Here is a 19,070-nt window from a genome sequence, read left to right as displayed (position 1 = left end):
ATCAGGGCCTGACCTCGTACACGAGATTGAATGGCGTCTGCGCCGCGCGCCGGAAGCTGTGGAAACCGCCCTGCTCCGCCACGCCGCGCAGGCGCGCCTCGCCCGCCTGCGCGCCCAGGCACATCGCCCCTTCCTGCGAACGCGACCCCGGCGTGCAGATGAACGTCGACGCCGAATAGAACACGCGCCCGACGGGGTTCAGGTTGTCCTGCAGGTTGTCGTTGGCAAACGGCTCGACGATCATCCAGCAGCCGTCTGGCTTCAGGGCGTCCCGGATATGGCGCGCGGCGCCCACCGGATCGCCCATGTCGTGCAGGCAGTCGAATACCGTCACCAGATCGTAGCCGGCGCCCGGAAACTCCTTGGCCGACGCCACCTCGAAGGTCACGCGGTCGCCCACGCCGGCGCGGCGCGCGGCTTCGGCGGCATGCCGGATCGACGGCTCGTGGTAGTCGAATCCGCGAAATGTGGCCAGCGGGAAGGCCTGCGCCATGATGATGGTCGAAGCGCCATGGCCACAGCCGACATCGGCCACGGTAGCCCCTGCCGCCAGCCTGGCTTCCATGCCCGACAGCGACGGAATCCAGTCTCTGACCAGATGCGCGGCATAGCCGGGCCGGAAGAACCGCTCCGTGCCATGGAACAGGGCAGGATCGTGCTCGTGCCAGCCCAGGCCACGGCCATTTCGAAAAATGTCGATCATCTTCGGGATGGCACGAAATTGCGCCACGGCAATCTGGAACGCCCCCGGGATGAAGGCCGGACTGCCCTCCTGCGCCAGCGCGAACGCCTGCTCTTCGGTCAGCGAGAACATGTCGGTGGCCGCGTCGTATTCGACATAGCCGCTGGCGGCCTGCGCCGACAGCCATTCGCGCAGGTAGCGCGGGTCGGTGCGCGTTTTTTCGGCCAGCATGGCCGCCGTCATCGGCTTTTCCGCCATGGCCTTGTACAGGCCCAGCTCGTCGCCCACCACCACCGTCGCCGCGTGCATCACGGCGCCCAGATCATGGACGAAGCGCTCCATGAAGGCGTTCAGCTTTGTTTCATCGACAGACATGATCGGCACCTCCCCTGCTCCACTTTTCTTGTTCGGTGCGCGCGGCAGCACGCAATACCAATATAGGCAGCAGGGATACTCTGCATTTGCTTAAATCTGTTGCACCTGCCGCTTGCCAGCGCCGTGGAAACGCGCTATAAAGATGCTTCGTTGTCGCGCGGGCGGCGGCCGCATCCGGCAGTTTTTGGGATTGCGGCGCAATAAAATGCCCAGCACTCTCGCGCCGCAGCATAAATTTCACGCATCAGCGTAAAACCGACACAAGCTCGCTACAGCCCATCCGATTTCCGCCATGTCCGCCAAGTTTTACTTTTACTTCTTTTGGCATCTCACACCGCTGGCGGATAGAGAGGGACAGCTGTAGGCAGCCCTGAATACAAAAAAACCGCCAGCGAACCTGGCGGTTTTTTTATGCCCGCCGGTCGCCACGCAGAACCCCAACCAGACCCACGACCTCACAAGACCCGGAGCCATCATGCTGAAGAACACCGACGACCTGCGTATTCGAGAACTCAAGGAACTGCTGCCGCCCGCGCACCTGATCCGCGAGTTCGCCTGCTCCGAGGCGGCGTCCGACGTGATCTATGGCGCCCGCCAGGCCATGCACCGGATCCTGCATGGCATGGATGACCGCCTGATCGTCATCATCGGACCGTGCTCGATCCATGACACGCGCGCGGCCCTGGAATACGCCAAGCTGCTCAAGGTGCAGCGCGACCGCTTCGCGGGCGAGCTGGAGGTCGTCATGCGCGTCTATTTCGAAAAGCCGCGTACCACGGTGGGCTGGAAGGGGCTGATCAACGATCCGCACATGGACGGCAGCTTCAAGATCAACGACGGCCTGCGCACCGCACGCGAAGTGCTGCTGAACATCAGCGAAATGGGCGTGCCGACCGGCACCGAGTACCTGGACATGATCAGCCCGCAATATATTGCCGACCTGGTCAGCTGGGGCGCCATCGGTGCGCGCACCACGGAATCGCAGGTGCACCGCGAACTGGCGTCGGGGCTGTCGTGCCCGGTCGGCTTCAAGAATGGCACCGACGGCAACGTGAAGATCGCCGTCGACGCGATCAAGGCCGCCTCGCAGCCGCACCATTTCCTGTCGGTGACCAAGGGCGGCCACTCGGCCATCGTGTCGACGTCGGGCAACGAGGACTGCCACATCATCCTGCGCGGCGGCAAGACGCCGAACTACGACGCCGCCAGCGTGGCGGAAGCCTGCGATGCCATCTCGAAGGCCGGCCTGGCCGCGCGCCTGATGATCGATGCCTCGCACGCCAACAGCAGCAAGAAGCATGAAAACCAGCTGCCGGTCTGCGAGGACATCGGCCGCCAGGTGGCCGGCGGCGACCAGCGCATCATCGGCGTCATGGTGGAATCGCACCTGGTGGCCGGCCGCCAGGACCACGTCCAGGGCACGCCGGTGGAGAACCTGACCTATGGCCAGTCCGTCACCGACGCCTGCATCGGCTGGGACGATTCGCTGTCGATCCTCGAAACGCTGTCCAATGCGGTGAAGCAGCGCCGCCTGGCCACGGGCAGCGGCAACTGACTGGCTGTCATGCGACAAGCGGCAACGCCGACCTTCGGGTCGGCGTTGTTTTTTGGGCGCGCCTCAACAAAAAACCGCCCCGGAGGGCGGCTTTCGCTGGTGCGACGGCAACAGGGCAACAGGGCAACGCGCCGGCGCTTACTTCTTCAGGACCAGGTCGCCCTTCAGCGAACCGATATAGGCGGCGATATCCCGCAGCTCGGCGCGCGTGAACGGGCGCGGCTTGCCGTCCTTGCCGGTCACGGCCGGGTTGCTGTTCACCTGACCGGCCATGATGGCATTGGTGCGGCCCACCAGCGGGTTGCCGCTGACCTGGTAGGACGCCAGCGCGTGATAGAGGTAGTCCGGATGCTGGCCAGCCAGCTTCGGATAGTCGGGCGAAATCGGCGCATTCAGGTCCTTGCCGTGGCAGGCCACGCAGCCGCCCTTTTCCACGAGCGCCTTGCCGGCCGCGATATCGGCCGCCGAGGCGGATATGGCAGAAACGCCAAGCGCGACGGCACCCAGCACGAACGAAACAGCTTTCAGCATCTTCATGATCAGGGGCCTTTTACTTGAGCGGATTGTTCTGCGTGTCGCCCTTCTGCTGCGAGTAGTACGCAGCCACGGCGGCGATGTCCTGGTCGGACAGGCTGTCGGCAATCCCCCGCATGGTCGGATGCTTGCGATCACCCTTCTTGTAGCCGTGCAGCGCGTTCTCGATGTACTTGGCGCTTTGGCCGCCAAGCATGGGCACCTGATAGACCTCGGGGAACGACGCACGATAACCCGGAATGCCATGGCAGCCGATGCACATGGCCACTTTGTCGCGGGCGGTGTCGACATTGCCCTTGTCCTGGGCATGCGCTGCCGTTGCGGCCGCGCCCAACACTACCATCGTGAGGAGCTTTTTCATTTTCGTAGCTGATTGGGAAGTGTTAAACCGCGTGTGACCTGCCCCTGCTGGGGCGCCAGACGGCGTGCTACGAATGGGGATGGGGAGCGGATTGCCGGAGATCTGCCACGGGCGAAGCCGGTCAGACAAAGGCGCAGCCGGGGCGATATGCTGATGTGCCGCGGTGCTCTAACACCATTCTGCAACCATCTCGCGCTGTTGCCGCCTCCCGGTGATCTGCCATGTCTCTGGTGACAGAACTGCCGGGCGTGAGGAGGATATTGACTGGGGGGCGCGTCAAACCGGCGCATTGTACCGCAGCGTGCACGCGCCAGTCCACGGCGTGCGCGTTGGGGTGAGCCCCACTGAACGCGAATGTCGATCTGCTCTTATACTGGCCCATTCCGGCCGAATTTGGGGTTGTTGCCGCCCGTTGTTGCACGATTTCGGCCCAGCCGGTTGTTGTTTCCCATTGTCATTCGACCGGCCTGCCTGGCAGGCCGGCAGCGATACACCCAGGTTGCCTCATGTCCACCTCCGCCAACGCCAACGCCAATCCGTCCCAGCAGGTCAAGTTCGAAGGTAGCGCCCAGTATGTGGCCACCGACGACCTGAAGCTGGCCGTCAACGCCGCGCGCACGCTGCAGCGCCCGCTGCTGATCAAGGGCGAGCCCGGCACCGGCAAGACCATGCTGGCCGAGGAAGTGGCCGCCGCGCTGGGCATGCCGCTGCTGCAGTGGCACATCAAGTCGACCACCAAGGCCCAGCAGGGCCTGTACGAATACGATGCGGTGTCGCGCCTGCGCGACTCCCAGCTTGGCGACGACCGCGTCCACGACATCAGGAACTACATCGTCAAGGGCGTGCTCTGGCAGGCCTTCGAAGCCGAGCAGCCCGTGGTGCTGCTGATCGACGAGATCGACAAGGCCGATATCGAATTCCCGAACGACCTGCTGCGCGAACTGGACCGCATGGAGTTCTACGTCTACGAGACGCGCGAACTGATCAAGGCCCGCCATCGCCCGCTGGTCATCATCACGTCGAACAACGAAAAGGAACTGCCCGACGCGTTCCTGCGCCGCTGCTTCTTCCACTACATCAAGTTCCCCGACGCCGAAACGATGCAGCAGATCGTTGACGTCCATTACCCGGGCATCAAGCGCGAGCTGGTAGCCGCGGCGCTGGAGGCGTTCTATGAAATGCGCAACCTGCCGGGCCTGAAGAAGAAGCCCAGCACGTCGGAACTGATCGACTGGCTCAAGCTGCTGATGGCCGAGGACATCCCCGCCGAGGCATTGCGCAGCCCCGACCGCAAGGCCTCCATTCCGCCGTTGCATGGCGCTTTGCTTAAAAACGAGCAGGACGTGCACCTGTTCGAGCGGCTGGTGTTCATGAACCGCGCCAACCGCTGACCGACATAGGCGAATGACGATGACGAAGTTCGTCCAGCCCGTCACGCTGACCGGGCAACACGCCACCCTGGCGCCGCTGTCGGCCGGGCACCTGCCCGGCCTGCGCGAGGCCGCCGCCGACGGCGAACTGTTCCGCCTGTGGTACACCAGCGTGCCCACCCCCGAGGGCATGGCCGCCGAGATCGAGCGCCGCCTGGGCCTGCAGGCGCAGGATTCGATGCAACCGTTCACGGTGCTCGATGCCGATGGCCGTGTGGCCGGCATGACCACGTACATGAATATCGACGGCAAGAACCGCCGCGTCGAAATCGGCTCCACGTGGTACGCCAAGCGCGTGCAACGTACCGCGCTCAACACCGAGTGCAAGCTGATGCTGCTGCGCCACGCCTTCGAGACACTCGACTGCATCGCGGTGGAATTCCGCACGCACTGGATGAACCACCAGAGCCGCGCGGCCATCGCGCGCCTGGGCGCCAAGCAGGACGGCGTGCTGCGCAGCCATCTGCGCATGCCCGATGGATCGTTGCGCGACACGGTGGTCTTCTCGATCATCGCCAGCGAATGGCCCACGGTGCGCGCGCATTTGCAATACCAGCTCGAACGTCCGCGTTGATCGGAGTCAAGCCATGCTGATCGACTTTTTCTTCTCGCTGCGCCACGCCAAGCTGCCGGTATCGGTCAAGGAATACCTGACCATGCTCGAAGCCCTGCGCGCGCAGGTCATTTCGCCGTCGATCGACGAGTTCTATTACCTGTCGCGCATGACGCTGGTCAAGGACGAGAAGCACTTCGACAAGTTCGACCAGACCTTCGCCGCGTACTTCAAGGGCGTGGAAAGCCTGGTGGACTGGAAGAGCGACATCCCGCTGGACTGGCTGCAGAAGACGCTGGAGCGTGAACTGTCCGCCGAGGAAAAGGCCAGGATCGAGGCCATGGGCGGGCTCGACAAGCTGATGGAGCGCCTGAAGCAGCTGCTGGAAGAGCAGAAGGAAAAGCACGAAGGCGGCAACAAGTGGATCGGCACCGGCGGCACATCGCCGTTTGGCCATGGCGGCTACAACCCCGAGGGCATCCGCATCGGCGGGCCGTCCAAGGGCAACCGCACCGCGATCAAGGTCTGGGAATCGCGCGCCTACAAGGATTACGACGACCAGGTGGAACTGGGCACGCGCAACATCAAGGTGGCGCTGCGCCGCCTGCGCCGGTTTGCGCGCGAGGGGGCCGATACCGAGCTGGACCTCGACGACACCATCCACTCCACGGCGGCCAACGCGGGCATGCTCGACATCAAGCTGCGGCCCGAGCGCCACAACAAGGTCAAGGTGCTGATGCTGATGGATGTGGGCGGCTCGATGGACGACCACATCAAGCGCGTGGAAGAGCTGTTCTCGGCCACCAGGACCGAGTTCAAGCACCTGGAGTACTTCTACTTCCACAACTGCCTGTATGACTACGTGTGGAAGAACAACCGACGCCGGCATGCGGAGAAGATCGCCACGTGGGATCTGATGCACAAGTACACGCCGGACTACAAGGTGATCTTCGTCGGCGACGCGACGATGAGCCCTTACGAAATCCTGCAGCCCGGCGGCTCGGTCGAGTACAACAACCCCGAAGCGGGCGCGGTCTGGCTCAATCGCATGATCGAGCAGTTCCCGCGCTTTGTCTGGCTCAACCCCGAGCCCGAAGGCCTGTGGCAATACCGCCAGTCGATCACGGTCATCAATCAGATCATGAAGAACCGCATGTATCCGGTCACGCTGGCGGGGCTGGAAGAAGCGATGAAGGTGCTGTCGAAGTAATGGAAGTAATGGCCTGGTGGCTGGGGCGGGGCCGGCCGGTCACGCCACCACGTCAACGCCTTCCATCAGCCACTGCCGGAACGTCAGCAACGCCGGCAGGTGGGCCTTCTGCTCCGGATAGCACAGGTAGTAGCCCTTCCTGGCCAGCACGCGCGCCGGGTGCGCCACGGTCAGCGTGCCGGTGGCCAGTTCCTCCTCGATCAGGCAGCGCGGGATCAGCGCAATGCCCAGCCCGGACATGGCTGCCTGCGTCAGCAGCGTGAACTGGTCGAAACGCGCCCCGCTCCACGCCTGCCTCGTCGATACACCGAGTTCCGACAGCCAGTCGGGCCATGCCTCGGGCACGGTCGTATGGTGCAGCAGCGGATATCTGAGCAGCGCGGCCGGCGTCCGGGCCACGCCATCGGGTTCGTGCCCGAGCAGCCCGGGCCGGCAGACCGGCAGCACCTCGCGGCCGGTCATGTAATCGGCCAGGCTGCCCGGCCAGACGCCGTCGCCAAAGCGGATGGCCGCATCGAGATCGGGTTGGGAGAAGTCGTAGCCCTGCGCATGGGGCACGAATTCGAGCGTGACCTCCGGATGCCTGGCGAAGAACTGCGGCAGCCTGGGAATCAGCCACTTCGCACCGAGCGTGGGCATGCTGGCGATATGCAGGATGCCGCCGCGCCCCTGGCGTGCGATCAGTTCCACGCTGGCTGCCTCGATCTCGCCAAGACTGGGCCCGATGCGCTCCAGGTAGCGCGCGCCCGCCTCGGTCAGCAATAGCCGCTGACGCACCCGCTCGAACAATTCCACGCCCAGGAACGCCTCCAGGCTCCGCACCTGCTTGCTGACCGCGCCCTGCGTCACATGCAGTTCGCGTGCCGCCACCGTAAAACTGCTATGGCGAGCCGCTGCCTCGAAGGCCATCAGCTCGGTCATCGACGGACACAAGCGCCGCATACTGCACCCCTAACTTCAATACCAAATGGAATGAGCTAGGGATTTTAAATCGTTTGCTACGAAGTTGCATTGGCGCGCAGAATCAGGACGCACAATTTTTGCTTGGCTCCTGAGTTGCACACGTTCGAGGCTTCCCATCAGGTCCGCAGAGACCGGCCTCTCTCTCCTTTCCCTTACCTTTCGACCGGATTCCTTTTCGATGCAACGCCGTCCCCTGCTCAAGATCCTGGCCGCCGCCACTGCCTTTGCTGCTGCCGGCCTGACCCTCCCCGCCTTTGCCCAGGGCACGTACCCGACCAAGCCGATCACGCTCGTCGTGCCATTCCCGGCCGGCGGCACCACCGATATCGTCGCGCGTATCGTCGCCGACAAGCTGGGCCAGCAACTGGGCCAGGCCGTGGTGGTGGATAACCGCGGCGGCGCCGGCGGCAGCATCGGCACCGGCTACCTGGCCAAGGCCGCGCCGGACGGCTACACGCTGGGCATTGCCACCGCTTCCACGCACGGCATCAACCCGGCCGTGTACCCGCGCCTGTCGTACGACGCCACCAAGGACTTCACGACGATCACGAACCTGGCGTCGGTGCCGAACGTGATGAGCATCCACCCGGGCGTGAAGGCCACCGACATGAAGTCGTTCATCGCGCTGGCCAAGTCCGAGCCGAACAAGCTGGCCTATGGCTCGGCCGGCAACGGCAGCGTGTCGCACATGATGGGCGAGCTGTTCAAGATGAGCAGCAAGACCGAACTGCTGCACGTGCCGTACAAGGGCGTGGGCCCGGCGCTGAACGACGCGCTGGCCGGCCAGGTGCAGATCCTGTTCGACAACCTGCCGTCGTCGCTGCCGTTCATCGAAGGCGGCAAGCTGCGCGCGCTGGCCGTGGCCGCGCCCAAGCGCGTGGCCGCCCTGCCGAACGTGCCGACCTTCGCCGAACTGGGCCTGCCCGAAGTGAACGACGCCGCCTGGTTCGGCCTGATCGCCCCGGCCAAGCTGCCGGCCGATATCCAGGCCAAGCTGAACGCCGCCGCCATCAAGGTGCTGGCCCTGCCCGAGGTGAAGGCCAAGCTCGAAAAGCTGGGCGCCACCCCGGTGGGCGACACGCCGCAGCACTTTGCGCAGCAGATCGCCGCCGAAGTGGCCAAGAACAAGAAGGTGGCAGCCGCCGCCAAGATTTCCCTGGACTAAACCTCACCGGCAGTTCGTATGACCGAAGCAGAACGAAAGACCGCGGAAAGCCCGTACTTCCTGCAGATGCCGGAAGGCGAGTGCGGCCCGCTCTTTCTTGACTCACCGCATAGCTGCACCACGTACCCGGCGGACTTCCGCTACGCCGCTAACCTGCCCCTGCCGCTGCTGCGGCAGGCGGAAGACACGTTCGTGGAACAGCTCTACGCCGATGCCCCGGCACGTGGCATCCCGCTGCTGGCCGCGGGATGCCCGCGCAGCTACCTCGACGCCAACCGCGGCCTGGAGGAAATCGACGCGGCGCTGCTGGACGCGCCCTGGCCGGGCCTGAAGAAGGAAACGTCCAAGACGCGCCTGGGCAAGGGACTGGTCTGGCGCGTGCTGGACACGGGCGAGCCGATCTACGACCGCAAGCTGAGCGTGGCGGAGCTGCAGGCACGGATCGACAACTACTACCTGCCGTACTACGCGCAGCTGCAGACGTTGTCGGACGCCGCCGTGGCGCGCCATGGCCGCGTGTTCCACATCAACTGCCACTCGATGCCGAGCGAGGCCGCGAAGTTCGCGACCGAGCATCCGGGCCTGCAGCATCCGGACTTCGTCGTCGGCGACCGCGACGGCACCACGTGCGACACGCGCTTCACCGATCGCGTGGAAGCGGTGCTCAAGGAGATGGGCTACGACGTGTGGCGCAATCACCCTTACAAGGGGGTGGAGATCGTGCGCGTGGTGGGCCAGCCGCAAGCCAACCGCCACAGCCTGCAGCTCGAAGTCAACCGCAAGCTCTACATGGACGAGGTGGGCCTGACCCACTCGGCGGGCTTCGACAAGCTCAAGCGCGACCTCAACGCGCTGATGGACGACCTGCTGCGCTTCGCCAGCACGTTCTGAGACACGTCCGGAACGGGCGCTGCAATGGCGCCCGGCGCCCCGGGACACGTCACTTGCGTGTCTCGGGGTTCGCCTGAGTTGCATGAACACTGGGACATCTGCTACCGCGTACAGGTAATAGCGCCTGATGCGCGCAAGTTGTAAGCAGTTAGAACGAAGGGTAACAAGATTTAGGAACTTCGCCGGCAGGCTTTCCTCTATCATGGCAATCCTTCACCAACCCTCCTTGCTGAATCAGGCAAAGACGATCCCGTGATCAAACGAATTTCCAGACTGTTTGGCAGCCAGCTTCGCTTGCTGACTGCCGCAGTGGCAGGCGCGATCGCGCTGGCCGGCTGCGCCACCGCGCCGACCGACGACACCGCCCAGGCCGCCGCCCCGGCCACGCCGGCCGGCACGCCCGCCACCGCATCGACCGCTCCGGCTAGCACCGCTGCCGTCAAGCCACCGCCCGTCGTCAACAAGAATCCACCGACCACCACGGTCACGCTGCCCGACAAGGGTCGCGTGAGCCTGGCCGAGTATCGCGCGCAGATGCGCGAGCAGCTGATGAAGTCGGAGAATGCCACGGCCGACGTGGCGGACTGCGCCGCACACGCCAGCTGGGTGGTGCCGCGTTCGGCGTCCTATGACGCGCTGAAGATCCCCACCGGCGCGCTGTCGGCCGGCCAGGCCGCCGAGGAACGTTGGGAAGGCCGCTTCTCGCCCGGCAAGCAGGCGGTGCCGGTGAGTTCGGTGGTGACCTTCAATGCCACGGCCCACAAGCGCAAGGGCGAGGCCCAGTGGCAACCGGTCAAGGTGCGCTGCGGCTACAACGAGGGGATGATGCTGGCCTACGAACTGCTCGACAGCAACGGCGACACGATCACCGAGCCGGCGGCTGCGCCGGCTGTGCCCACGGCGTCGTCGCACAGCAAGAAGAAGGGCAAGAGCAGCGCCAAGACATCGTCCACGTCGAAGTCGACGACCAAATCGACGACCAAATCGACTGCAAGCGCCAAGAGCACGTCTTCCTCCTCCAAGACGAAGAAGAAGAACTGAGGCTGCCGCGCTGCCGCCTGTCGCGCTGTGGATATCCCCCTCCCTCTCCCACAGGTGGGAGAGGGAGGCGGAGAGCGCCTTGCCTCAGCCCAGATACTCCAGGATCGCCTGCAGCATGGCCGTGCCCAGCAGCGCGCTTTTTGCGCCGTTCCAGCCTACGGCCGCGTCGGGCAGGTCGGCGTTGTCCTTGAACGGCATTTCCAGCGTCAGCGCCAGGCAGCCGAAGGTATGGCCGATGTACTTCGAGGCCAGCTTCAGCGCGTCGGCGTTGTACTTGCTGGCGGCGTAGCCGTGCACGTCCTGGAAGTCGGGCGTGGCGCGCTTGAACGCTTCGATAAAGCGTGACTGCTGCTCGCGCTGGGCGTCGGTAAAGCCGGGCAGCATCTCGCTGCCGGCCACGAAGTTGTACGGCAGCGCCTCGTCGCCGTGGATGTCGAAGAAAAGGTCCACGCCGGTGCGCTCGATCGCGCGGCGCACGTGGTAGACCTCGGGGCTCGTTTCCTCGCTCGGCTGCATCCACTCGCGATTCAGGTTCGCGCCGGCCGCATTGGTGCGCAGGTTGCCGCGCGACGAACCGTCCGGATTCATGTTCGGCACGATATGGAACACGGCGCGGTCGAGCAGCTTGCGCGCGACCGGATCGCCCTGCCACGCGCCGGTGCCCGTCAGGCGCTGCAGCACGCCTTCGCAGAACCACTCGGCCATGCTTTCGCCAGGATGCTGGCGCGCGATCATCCAGATCGTCTTCTTGCCCGGTCCCGGCTGGCCCAGCGTCACGCAGGTCAGGTCGCGGCCATCGACGGTGCTGCCCAGGTGCGTCAGCTTCGCCAGCGGCGACCGCTGGCACGTGGCCAGCAGTGCCAGGTGCCGTTCGTCGGAATACGGCTCGAAGTACGCCAGCCACACGCTGTCATGTTCGGGCGTGAACTCGACGGTCATCGTGGTGCCGTCGTACTGCGTCGGCACCCGGAACCAGTGCGCGCGGTCGTAGGACGCCACGGCGCGGTAGTCGCGCCAGCCGTCGGGATACGTGCACTCGCCGGCGTTCAGGAACTTGAGCCGGCACGCCTGGCCCGCCGCACCCTGCAGGCGGAAGTGGAACCACTGGCGGAAATCGGCGTGGGAATCGGCGCGGATGCGCAGGCGGATGTCGTCGGCGCGATCGATGGCTTCGACTTCAATCGCGCCCGAATCGAACCGCGAGGAAACGTGGAGTGCCGAGGTAGGGAGTGCCGGGGTCATTGAATTTGTCCTTTGTTCCTAGTCTTCCAGGCGGCGGCGGAAAACCCAGCGGGCATCGTCGGAAGCCGCCTTGTCGAACGCGTAGCCGTCTTCCTTGAACCGCTTGAGCTGCGCCGGGTCGGTGACCCGGTGCGTGACCGCGTAGCGGGCCATCGTACCGCGCGCGCGCTTGGCATGGAACGAAATGATCTTGTAGCGGCCGCCCTTCCAGTCCTCGAACACCGGCGTGATGACACGGGCGTCGAGCACCTTGGGGCGCACCACCTTGAAATACTCCTCGGACGCCAGGTTCACCAGCGTGGCCGCGCCCTCGTGCTTGAGGTCGGCCATGTCCTTGTTGAGCAGCTTCGTGACATCGTCGCCCCAGAACGCGTACAGGTCGCGGCCAGCGGCGTTGTCCAGCCGGGTGCCCATTTCCAGCCGGTACGGCTGCATCCAGTCCATCGGGCGCAGCACGCCGTAGAGGCCGGACAGGATGCGAATGTGCTTCTGGGCGAACGCCAGATCGTCGGTGGACAGCGATTTGGCGTCCAGGCCATCGTAGACGTCGCCGTTGAAGGCCAGGACGGCCTGCTTGCTGTTGGCGGCCGTGAATTCGGGCGACCAGTCCGCATAGCGGGTCACGTTCAGCACGGCCAGCTTGTCGGAGATATCCATCAGCGACGCCACATCCTGCGGCGCCAGCTTGCGCAGGCGCTCGATCAGCGCGGCGGAACGGTCGATAAAGCGCGGCATCGTGTGGGTCTTGACGCGCGGCGGTGTCTCGTAGTCCAGGGACTTCGCGGGAGACAGGACGATGAGCATGGCAAAATCGCGGGCAGAAACAAAGCTGAGATTGTAGCGAATGCCCACTGAAGTCACCGCCGGCGCCCTGCCCGGCACCTCCGCCCCCCGCGTCGTACTCGATTCCAATGTCTGGGTCGACCTGCTGGTCTTCCGCGATCCGCATGTGGAGCCGATCCGCGCCGCGCTGGCGTCGGGCGCCATCGCGCCGGTCATCCGGGCCGACTGCCGCGAAGAACTGCGCCGGGTGCTGGCTTATCCGCAATTTGCCCGGTTCGCGGTCGATATCGATGCCGCGCTGGCCGAGGTGGACCGCCTGACCACGCTGGCCCCGGCGCCCGAACCGGCAGACGCCGGCGCCATCCGCCTGCCCAGGTGCCGCGACACCGACGACCAGAAGTTCATCGAGCTGGCGCACTTTGCGCGGGCGGTGCTGCTGGTGTCGAAGGACAAGGCCGTCCTCAAGCTCAGGAGCCGCCTGCGCCGCACCAGCGGTGTGGACGTGCTGACGCCGCTGGCCTTCACGGGCTGGCTGGCCGCGCAGGCCGCCGCCGATGCCGCAGGCGCGCCTGAAGCCGTCGCGCCCGCCCCGGCCGGCGATCCCCGCTAGAATGTCGCTCTGGTTTCCCGCCCGGTCCTATTCCGTTTCCGCCCAGTCATGTCCGAATCGACCCTCGCCCCGCTGAATCCGCTGAATCCGCCGCTGTCGCGCCTGCCCAACGTGGGCACCACGATCTTCACCGTGATGTCGGCGCTGGCCGCCGAAAAGAACGCCGTGAACCTGGGCCAGGGCTTTCCGGACTTCGATTGCGACCCGCGCATCGTCGATGCCGTGACCGGCGCGATGCGCGCGGGGCACAACCAGTACCCGCCGATGGCCGGCGTGCCGAAGCTGCGCCAGGCCATCGCCGGCAAGATCGCCAACCTGTACGGCCATCAGTACGACTGGAACACCGAGATCACGGTCACGGCCGGCGCCACGCAGGGGCTGCTGACGGCCATCCTGTGCGCCGTGCACCCCGGCGACGAAGTCATCGTGCTGGAGCCGTGCTACGACAGCTACCTGCCGTCGATCGAACTGGCCGGCGCCAGGGCCGTGCCGGTGCGGCTGGAAGCCCCGCTGTTCCGTATTCCGTTCGACAAGCTGGCCGCCGCGATCACGCCCAAGACGCGCATGATCATGATCAACACGCCGCACAACCCCACCGGCACGATCTGGCGCGCGGAAGACATGCAGCAACTGGCCGACCTGCTGGCCGGCACCGACATCCTGCTGCTGTCCGACGAGGTCTACGAGCACATGGTCTACGACGGCCAGCAGCACGCATCGGTGTCGCGCCACCCCGAACTGGCGCGCCGCAGCTTCGTGGTGTCGAGCTTCGGCAAGACCTATCACGTCACGGGCTGGAAGGTCGGCTACGTGGCCGCGCCGGCTGCGCTGATGAACGAGTTCCGCAAGGTGCACCAGTTCAACGTGTTCACGGTGAACACGCCGGTGCAGCACGGCCTGGCCGACTACATGGCCGACCCGGCGCCGTACCTGGACCTGGCCGGCTTCTACCAGGCCAAGCGCGACTACTTCCGCGCCGGGCTGGCCGATACGCGCTTCAGGCTGCTGCCGTCGGACGGCACATACTTCCAGTGCGTCGACTATTCGGCCATTTCCGATATGAGCGAGGCCGATTTCTCGATGTGGCTGACGCGCGAAATTGGCGTTGCGGCCATTCCGGTATCGGCGTTCTATTCGGAGCCGCGCGAATCGGGCGTGGTGCGCTTCTGCTTCGCCAAGAAGGAAGACACGCTCAAGCTGGCGCTGGAGCGGCTGGCCAGGCTCTAACCGGCCGGGCGGCTATAAGCGCCGCGCATCCCCGCCATGAAGAAAAGCCCCGCTGGCTTCCCGCCGCGGGGCTTTTTGCTTAATTTGGCGCGTTACTTGTTCCGGCTCAGCATCAGCTCGGTGTTGGCCTTGCGTTCGGCGTTGACCTTCTGCACGCTCGGCCGCTCGGCCATCGCCTTCAGGTAATCCTTGACCGGCAGGCCCGCGAGCAGGTCTTCGCCGTAGATGATCTTCGTGCAGGACGAGATCAGCGGCAGATGGCACACGGCGGCGCAGTCGGCCAGCGTGAACGAGTCGCCGGCGATATATGGCGAGAACTTCGCCAGACGGCCGAACGCGGGGATGTACTTGTCCAGCAGGTTGCGCTGGCGCTCCTTGACGCGGTCACTGACCTTGCCGCCGAAGAACGCTTCGGCGTACAGCTCGCGGGCGGTCAGCTCCAGGTAAAGCTCCAGGAACGTGATGATTTCACGCACCTTGCCGGCCTGGAACGGGTCCTGCGGCAGCAGCGGCGCCTGGATGTAGGTGGCTTCCAGGTACTCGACGATGGTTTCGGACTCGCACAGCGGGCCGGCATCGGTGATGATGTAGGGAACCTTGCCCAGCGGCGATGCCGACAGGTCGGTCTCGCCAATCCAGGCCAGCACTTCCTCGAACGGCAGGTTTTTTTCCAGCAGCGCCAGCTTGACCTTGTTGTAGTAGTTGCTGGCGGCAAAACCGCAGAGCTTCAGCATGTCGTCTCTCTCCGAATTGGGATGGAATCGCCGGTGTCGGCCCGGGGCCGCACCGTCGCTGTCTGCCCTGCCAGACATGGCCGATCAGCGCACGCCGCATGCGCGGCGCCTCTGTCGCGAAAGGTGCAGAAAACGTACGATCGTGCTAATTTAGCCACAACTTTTTTGGACCAACAATGAGCAATTCCACTATCCAGACGCTCGGCATCGTTGGCACTGGCGCCATGGGCCGCGGCATCGCCCAGATCGCCGCGCAGGCAGGCCTGACCGTACACCTGTTCGATACCAACGCACAGGCCGTGGCCGCCGCGCGCCAGTACCTGCAGGATACCTTTGCCAAGCTGGCCGACAAGGGCAAGATCAGCGCCGCCGACAGCGACGCCGCGCTGGCCCGCGTGAAGGCCGCCGGCGCACTGGAAGACCTGGCCGGCTGCGACATGGTGGTGGAAGCCATCGTCGAACGCCTGGACGTCAAGCGCGAGCTGGTGGCCAAGCTCGAAGCCATCCTGCGTGAAGACGCGGTGATCGCGTCGAACACCTCGTCGCTGTCGATCACGGCCATTGCCGTGGGCGCAAAGCAGCCGGGCCGTGTGGTCGGCTACCACTTCTTCAACCCGGTGCCGCTGATGAAGGTCGTGGAAGTGATCGATGGCCTGTCCGGCGACCCGGCCGTGGGCGACCGCCTGATGGAATTGTCGCGCCGCATGGGCCATACGCCGGTGCGCTGCAAGGACATGCCGGGCTTTATCGTGAACCATGCCGGCCGCGGCATGAACATCGAGGGCCTGAAGGCCGCGCAGGAAGGCGTGGCCGAGTTCGTCGACATCGACAACATCATGCGCGAGCAGGCCGGCTTCCGTATGGGCCCGTTCGAGCTGATGGACCTGACCGGGCTCGACGTGTCGCACCCGGTGATGGAATCGATCTACAACCAGTTCTACCAGGAGCCGCGCTACCGCCCGTCGCCGATCACGGCGCTGCGTTCGGTCGGGGGCCTGCTGGGCCGCAAGACCGGCGCCGGCTTCTACGCATACCCGGAAGGCCAGAAGCAGGTGCCCGCCGCAAGGCCGGTGCCCGATGCGCGCCCGGCCAGCGTGTGGGTAAGCCGCGCCAACGAACGCGGCCACGCCATGACCGTGAAGCTGCTGACTGCACTCGGCGTGACCGTCGAAGCCGGCAACCAGCCTTCGGCCAATGCACTGATCGTGGTCACGCCGCTGGGCCTGGACGCCACCACCGCCGCGCTGGAAGAAGGCCTGGACGCCACGCGCGTGGTGGCCATCGACACGCTGCTGCCGTTCGAAGCCACCAAGCGCCGCACGCTGATGACCACGCCAGCCACCAGCGCCGCCGCCCGCGATGCCGCGCACGGCCTGTTCGCCAGCGATGGCGTGCCCGTGACCGTGATCCGCGATTCGGCCGGCTTCATCGCCCAGCGCATCATCGGCTGCATCGTCAACATCGCCAGCGACATCGCACAGCAACGCATCGCCACGCCGACCGATATCGACCTGGCCGTCAACCTGGGCCTCGGCTATCCGAAAGGCCCGCTGGCGCTGGGCGACACGATCGGCGCCGCGGTCATCCTGGAAGTGCTGCGCAACATGAACCGCCTGACCGGTGACATGCGCTACCGTCCGAGCCCGTGGCTGTGGCGCCGCGCCGGACTGGGCCTGTCGCTGCTGACCGAAGAAGCCTGATCGAGTGGGCGCCTCGCGAGAGACACGGGGCGCCCTTTGTGCATTTGCATCAAGAATTCGTACCAAGATAACGAGGCTGCCATGACTGCCCAGTTGCTGTCCGAACGCGTCGACGCGACGCTCGTGCTGACCATCTCCAACCCGGAGGCGCGCAACGCGCTGCACCCAGACATCTACGCCGCATCGCAGGAAGCCCTCGACGTGGCCACCCGCGACGACTCGATCCGCGCCGTGGTGCTGACCGGGGCCAACGGTGTGTTCTGCGCCGGCGGCAACCTGAACCGCCTGCTGGGCAACCGATCGCAACCGCCGTCGGTGCAGGCCGAGAGCATCGAGACGCTGCATCAGTGGATCGAATCGTTCCACGCCTTTCCCAAGCCGATCATCGCTGCCGTGGAAGGCCCCGCCGCCGGCGCCGGGTTCTCGCTGGTGCTGGCCTGCGACTACGTGGTGGCCGCCAGCGACGCCAAGTTCGTGATGGCCTACGTCAAGGTCGGCCTGACCCCCGACGGCGGTGGCTCGTATGAAATCGCGCGGATGCTGCCGCGCCAGCTGGCCAGCGAAATCCTGATGGAAGGCAAGCCGGTGGACCCGGCCCGGCTGGCACACTTCGGCATCGTCAACCGCGTGGTGCCGCCGGGCCATGCCCTGACCGAGGCATTGCGCATCGCCGAAAACCTGGCCAAGGAATCGCCCAACGCCGTGCGCGGCATGAAATCGCTGATCAACCATGCCGGCAGCGCCACGCTGACCGAACATCTGGCCGCAGAGCGCGACAGCTTCGTGGCCGCGCTCCATCACAAGGACGGCGGCGAAGGCATTACGGCGTTCCTTGAGAAACGCAAGCCGAATTACAGGTAATCCCCACACCTGTAACGCGCCTTCGACAATGATCACAAAATAAAGACACTGCGGAGAGAGACAAAGATGAGCAGCAACGTATCGCACTTTGAAGGTACGCGCCCCGTGGCAGACCAGCAGCGTTTCGATGTGGGCGCGCTGGAAGCCTGGATGCGCGGGCATGTCGAGGGCTTTGCCGGCCCGTTGACCGTCGAGCAGTTCAAGGGCGGCCAGTCCAATCCCACGTTCAAGCTGATCACGCCGGGCCAGACCTATGTGATGCGCGCCAAGCCGGGCCCGAAGTCGAAGCTGCTGCCGTCCGCCCACGCCATCGAACGCGAATACCGCGTGATGAAGGCGCTGGCCGGCACAGACGTACCCGTGGCCCACATGTACGCGCTGTGCGAGGACGAAGACGTGATCGGCCGCGCGTTCTACATCATGGAGTTCGTCAGCGGCCGCGTGCTGTGGGACCAGTCGCTGCCCGACATGACCACGGCCGAACGCGGTGCGATCTATGACGAGATGAACCGCGTCATCGCCGCGCTGCACTCGGTCGACTACAAGGCCATCGGCCTGGCCGACTACGGCAAGCCCGGCAACTACTTCCAGCGCCAGATCGAACGCTGGAGCAAGCAGTACAAGCTGTCGGAGACCGAATCGATCCCGGCCATGGACCAACTGATTGCCTGGCTGCCCGAACATATCCCGCAGGAAGACCTGGACCTGACCAGCATCGTCCACGGCGACTACCGGCTCGACAACCTGATGTTCCATCCGACGGAGCCGCGCGTGCTGGCCGTGCTGGACTGGGAACTGTCCACGCTGGGCCACCCAATGGCCGACTTCGGCTACCACTGCATGAGCTGGCATATCGCGCCGGGCCAGTTCCGCGGCATCGCCGGGCTGGACCACAAGGGCCTGGGCATTCCCGACGAGGCCAGCTATCGCCGCATGTACGAGCAGCGCACCGGCCGCCAGATCACCGGCGACTGGAATTTCTACCTCGCTTTCAGCATGTTCCGGATCGCCGGCATCCTGCAGGGCATCATGAAGCGCGTGGTGGACGGCACGGCATCGTCCGCGCAGGCCCTTGACGCCGGCAAGCGCGCCCGGCCCATGGCCGAGATGGGCTGGGAGTACGCGAAGAAGTCGGGGGCCTGAGCGGGCTCTT

General features: G+C 65.2%; 19 protein-coding genes. 12 read left to right on the top strand and 7 right to left on the bottom strand.

Annotation, left to right across the window (positions count from 1 at the left end; translation table 11 throughout):
- Position 1: 1 nt before the first annotated feature.
- Complete coding sequence (locus tag D9X30_RS13250; RefSeq protein WP_153947634.1) at positions 2–1,057, bottom strand: class I SAM-dependent methyltransferase; 1,056 nt, start codon at positions 1,055–1,057, stop codon at positions 2–4.
- Between the two features lie 475 nt (positions 1,058–1,532).
- Here D9X30_RS13250 and aroG point away from each other — a divergent pair, with 475 nt between their 5' ends.
- Positions 1,533–2,612 (top strand): 3-deoxy-7-phosphoheptulonate synthase AroG, encoded by a 1,080-nt coding sequence (gene aroG / locus D9X30_RS13245; RefSeq protein ID WP_153947633.1) that lies wholly within the window; start codon positions 1,533–1,535, stop codon positions 2,610–2,612.
- 138 nt (positions 2,613–2,750) lie between these two features.
- Here aroG and D9X30_RS13240 read toward each other — a convergent pair whose 3' ends face one another.
- Together D9X30_RS13240 and D9X30_RS13235 are read right to left on the bottom strand one after the other, a co-directional pair.
- Entirely contained in the window at positions 2,751–3,149 is a 399-nt protein-coding gene (locus D9X30_RS13240; RefSeq protein WP_153947632.1) for a c-type cytochrome, read from the bottom strand.
- A 13-nt stretch (positions 3,150–3,162) separates the two neighbouring features.
- On the bottom strand, positions 3,163–3,507 hold the full coding sequence (locus D9X30_RS13235; RefSeq protein ID WP_066738862.1) for a c-type cytochrome: 345 nt from the start codon (positions 3,505–3,507) through the stop codon (positions 3,163–3,165).
- A 506-nt stretch (positions 3,508–4,013) separates the two neighbouring features.
- Between D9X30_RS13235 and D9X30_RS13230 the strand changes: the two genes are divergently transcribed.
- Genes D9X30_RS13230 through D9X30_RS13220 form a run of 3 tightly spaced genes read left to right on the top strand, consistent with a single transcriptional unit; the run spans position 4,014 to position 6,700 of the window.
- Positions 4,014–4,898, top strand: coding sequence for an AAA family ATPase (locus tag D9X30_RS13230; protein WP_153947631.1), 885 nt, complete (start codon positions 4,014–4,016; stop codon positions 4,896–4,898).
- 19 nt (positions 4,899–4,917) lie between these two features.
- A complete protein-coding gene (locus tag D9X30_RS13225; protein WP_153947630.1) occupies positions 4,918–5,511 on the top strand; it encodes a GNAT family N-acetyltransferase in 594 nt (197 codons plus the stop codon).
- A 13-nt stretch (positions 5,512–5,524) separates the two neighbouring features.
- Positions 5,525–6,700, top strand: a complete 1,176-nt coding sequence (locus tag D9X30_RS13220) for a vWA domain-containing protein (RefSeq protein ID WP_153947629.1) — start codon at positions 5,525–5,527, stop codon at positions 6,698–6,700.
- 39 nt (positions 6,701–6,739) lie between these two features.
- On the opposite strand, the gene D9X30_RS13215 is transcribed toward D9X30_RS13220, so the two are convergent.
- Complete coding sequence (locus tag D9X30_RS13215) at positions 6,740–7,642, bottom strand: LysR family transcriptional regulator (RefSeq protein ID WP_153947628.1); 903 nt, start codon at positions 7,640–7,642, stop codon at positions 6,740–6,742.
- A gap of 199 nt (positions 7,643–7,841) precedes the next feature.
- On the opposite strand from D9X30_RS13215, the gene D9X30_RS13210 reads away from it, so the two are divergent.
- From D9X30_RS13210 to D9X30_RS13200, 3 genes are all read left to right on the top strand, one after another.
- Complete coding sequence (locus tag D9X30_RS13210) at positions 7,842–8,828, top strand: tripartite tricarboxylate transporter substrate binding protein BugE (protein WP_153947627.1); 987 nt, start codon at positions 7,842–7,844, stop codon at positions 8,826–8,828.
- Between the two features lie 18 nt (positions 8,829–8,846).
- A complete protein-coding gene (locus tag D9X30_RS13205; protein ID WP_153947626.1) occupies positions 8,847–9,719 on the top strand; it encodes an N-formylglutamate amidohydrolase in 873 nt (290 codons plus the stop codon).
- A 252-nt stretch (positions 9,720–9,971) separates the two neighbouring features.
- Positions 9,972–10,760, top strand: a complete 789-nt coding sequence (locus D9X30_RS13200; RefSeq protein ID WP_502799631.1) for a BspC domain-containing protein — start codon at positions 9,972–9,974, stop codon at positions 10,758–10,760.
- An 84-nt stretch (positions 10,761–10,844) separates the two neighbouring features.
- Here the strand turns inward: D9X30_RS13200 and D9X30_RS13195 are convergent, their stop codons facing one another.
- The gene (locus D9X30_RS13195; protein WP_153947624.1) at positions 10,845–12,002 is read right to left on the bottom strand and encodes a M14 family metallopeptidase; all 1,158 of its coding nucleotides are present in this window, start codon (positions 12,000–12,002) and stop codon (positions 10,845–10,847) included.
- 18 nt (positions 12,003–12,020) lie between these two features.
- Entirely contained in the window at positions 12,021–12,806 is a 786-nt protein-coding gene (gene yaaA, locus D9X30_RS13190) for a peroxide stress protein YaaA (RefSeq protein WP_153947623.1), read from the bottom strand.
- Positions 12,807–12,846: 40 nt separating this feature from the next.
- On the opposite strand from yaaA, the gene D9X30_RS13185 reads away from it, so the two are divergent.
- Together D9X30_RS13185 and D9X30_RS13180 are read left to right on the top strand one after the other, a co-directional pair.
- Positions 12,847–13,395, top strand: a complete 549-nt coding sequence (locus D9X30_RS13185; protein ID WP_153947622.1) for a putative toxin-antitoxin system toxin component, PIN family — start codon at positions 12,847–12,849, stop codon at positions 13,393–13,395.
- A 48-nt stretch (positions 13,396–13,443) separates the two neighbouring features.
- Positions 13,444–14,622 carry a pyridoxal phosphate-dependent aminotransferase gene (locus tag D9X30_RS13180; protein WP_153947621.1) on the top strand — a complete coding sequence of 393 codons (1,179 nt, stop codon included), beginning with the start codon at positions 13,444–13,446 and terminating at the stop codon, positions 14,620–14,622.
- 92 nt (positions 14,623–14,714) lie between these two features.
- On the opposite strand, the gene D9X30_RS13175 is transcribed toward D9X30_RS13180, so the two are convergent.
- Positions 14,715–15,356 (bottom strand): glutathione S-transferase, encoded by a 642-nt coding sequence (locus tag D9X30_RS13175; protein WP_153947620.1) that lies wholly within the window; start codon positions 15,354–15,356, stop codon positions 14,715–14,717.
- 176 nt (positions 15,357–15,532) lie between these two features.
- On the opposite strand from D9X30_RS13175, the gene D9X30_RS13170 reads away from it, so the two are divergent.
- The 3 genes from D9X30_RS13170 (at position 15,533) to D9X30_RS13160 (ending at position 19,060) form a co-directional block, all read left to right on the top strand.
- Positions 15,533–17,056 (top strand): 3-hydroxyacyl-CoA dehydrogenase, encoded by a 1,524-nt coding sequence (locus tag D9X30_RS13170; RefSeq protein WP_153947619.1) that lies wholly within the window; start codon positions 15,533–15,535, stop codon positions 17,054–17,056.
- Between the two features lie 81 nt (positions 17,057–17,137).
- Positions 17,138–17,917 (top strand): oxepin-CoA hydrolase, alternative type, encoded by a 780-nt coding sequence (locus tag D9X30_RS13165; protein ID WP_153947618.1) that lies wholly within the window; start codon positions 17,138–17,140, stop codon positions 17,915–17,917.
- 66 nt (positions 17,918–17,983) lie between these two features.
- Positions 17,984–19,060, top strand: coding sequence for a phosphotransferase (locus D9X30_RS13160; RefSeq protein WP_153947617.1), 1,077 nt, complete (start codon positions 17,984–17,986; stop codon positions 19,058–19,060).
- Positions 19,061–19,070: the final 10 nt, after the last annotated feature.

The sequence above is a fragment of the Cupriavidus sp. U2 genome (genome assembly GCF_009663685.2).
Classification (GTDB): domain Bacteria; phylum Pseudomonadota; class Gammaproteobacteria; order Burkholderiales; family Burkholderiaceae; genus Cupriavidus; species Cupriavidus necator_C.
The sequence above is the reverse complement of the archived record's forward strand: the minus strand, read 5'-3'. Positions and strand labels throughout refer to the sequence as shown.

Bases quoted from the DNA above. Each gene is read 5' to 3' on its own strand.
- D9X30_RS13170 (WP_153947619.1), top strand. From the start codon at position 15,533: ATGAGCAATTCCACTATCCAGACGCTCGGCATCGTTGGCACTGGCGCC.
- D9X30_RS13185 (WP_153947622.1), top strand. From the start codon at position 12,847: ATGCCCACTGAAGTCACCGCCGGCGCCCTGCCCGGCACCTCCGCCCCC.
- D9X30_RS13240 (WP_153947632.1), bottom strand. From the start codon at position 3,149: ATGAAGATGCTGAAAGCTGTTTCGTTCGTGCTGGGTGCCGTCGCGCTT.
- D9X30_RS13225 (WP_153947630.1), top strand. From the start codon at position 4,918: ATGACGAAGTTCGTCCAGCCCGTCACGCTGACCGGGCAACACGCCACC.
- yaaA (WP_153947623.1), bottom strand. From the start codon at position 12,806: ATGCTCATCGTCCTGTCTCCCGCGAAGTCCCTGGACTACGAGACACCG.
- D9X30_RS13165 (WP_153947618.1), top strand. From the start codon at position 17,138: ATGACTGCCCAGTTGCTGTCCGAACGCGTCGACGCGACGCTCGTGCTG.
- D9X30_RS13205 (WP_153947626.1), top strand. From the start codon at position 8,847: ATGACCGAAGCAGAACGAAAGACCGCGGAAAGCCCGTACTTCCTGCAG.
- D9X30_RS13220 (WP_153947629.1), top strand. From the start codon at position 5,525: ATGCTGATCGACTTTTTCTTCTCGCTGCGCCACGCCAAGCTGCCGGTA.
- D9X30_RS13180 (WP_153947621.1), top strand. From the start codon at position 13,444: ATGTCCGAATCGACCCTCGCCCCGCTGAATCCGCTGAATCCGCCGCTG.
- D9X30_RS13195 (WP_153947624.1), bottom strand. From the start codon at position 12,002: ATGACCCCGGCACTCCCTACCTCGGCACTCCACGTTTCCTCGCGGTTC.
- D9X30_RS13250 (WP_153947634.1), bottom strand. From the start codon at position 1,057: ATGTCTGTCGATGAAACAAAGCTGAACGCCTTCATGGAGCGCTTCGTC.
- D9X30_RS13175 (WP_153947620.1), bottom strand. From the start codon at position 15,356: ATGCTGAAGCTCTGCGGTTTTGCCGCCAGCAACTACTACAACAAGGTC.
- aroG (WP_153947633.1), top strand. From the start codon at position 1,533: ATGCTGAAGAACACCGACGACCTGCGTATTCGAGAACTCAAGGAACTG.
- D9X30_RS13215 (WP_153947628.1), bottom strand. From the start codon at position 7,642: ATGCGGCGCTTGTGTCCGTCGATGACCGAGCTGATGGCCTTCGAGGCA.
- D9X30_RS13230 (WP_153947631.1), top strand. From the start codon at position 4,014: ATGTCCACCTCCGCCAACGCCAACGCCAATCCGTCCCAGCAGGTCAAG.
- D9X30_RS13160 (WP_153947617.1), top strand. From the start codon at position 17,984: ATGAGCAGCAACGTATCGCACTTTGAAGGTACGCGCCCCGTGGCAGAC.
- D9X30_RS13210 (WP_153947627.1), top strand. From the start codon at position 7,842: ATGCAACGCCGTCCCCTGCTCAAGATCCTGGCCGCCGCCACTGCCTTT.
- D9X30_RS13235 (WP_066738862.1), bottom strand. From the start codon at position 3,507: ATGAAAAAGCTCCTCACGATGGTAGTGTTGGGCGCGGCCGCAACGGCA.